Origin of the sequence: Brevibacillus jepli (assembly GCF_047229145.1) — a bacterium.
In the GTDB taxonomy this organism is placed as follows: Bacteria; Bacillota; Bacilli; order Brevibacillales; family Brevibacillaceae; genus Brevibacillus.
In genome coordinates, this window is record NZ_JBFEFW010000099.1 from 1 (window position 1) to 684 (window position 684).

The following is a 684-nucleotide window of genomic DNA, read 5'->3' on the forward strand; positions in this document are numbered from 1 at the left end:
CCCACGAGCAGAAAGTGATCAAGCCAAACTTGTATGTGCTTCCGACCAAGGAAGCCTCGCTACTTTCTTATGGCTTCTTGGATGCCTTGTTCAAAGGGATCAAGCAGGAAAACTATCGTTCCTTGCCAACGCAAAGCAGTCAACAGGTGATGAAAAAAGTTTTTCAAAATTGGAAAAGTTTCTTCGCTTCTATAAAAGCGTATAAGAAGAATCCAGCCTTGTTTACGGGAAGACCACGTATTCCGAAGTATTGTAGAAGTTCTCAAACGGAAGTGACTTTTACCAATCAGGATTGCGTGATCAAAGAAGGGAAATATCTGAAATTGCCATTAACGAATCATCGTTTGAACATCGGTAAGATAGGAGCCACCCATCAAAAGCTGATGGAAGTTCGAGTCATTCCTGCCTACGGAAGATATGTTGTTGAGCTAGTATGCTCTTCGCAGACAGCCGAAGCGAGGATGACTGCCAAGCATGTCATGGGAATTGACTTGGGGATTCACAACCTTGCAACCATCGTGACCGATTCAGGCAAGAAGCCGCAATTGATCAAGGGTAACGTTGTGAAATCCATCAATCAGTACTATAACAAGCAGAAGGCACATTACTTGAGCATTTTACGTCAGGGCAAAGATCAAAAGGAAGGCCCGTACACTTCCAAACGATTGGAAAGGCTTCATCGAA

1 protein-coding gene is annotated in these 684 nt (G+C 43.7%); it reads left to right on the forward strand.

Features of this window, described 5'->3' with window-relative positions; translation table 11 throughout:
* The coding region (locus AB1L17_RS31450; RefSeq protein ID WP_412848838.1) for a transposase at positions 1-684 on the forward strand (684 nt) is incomplete at both ends.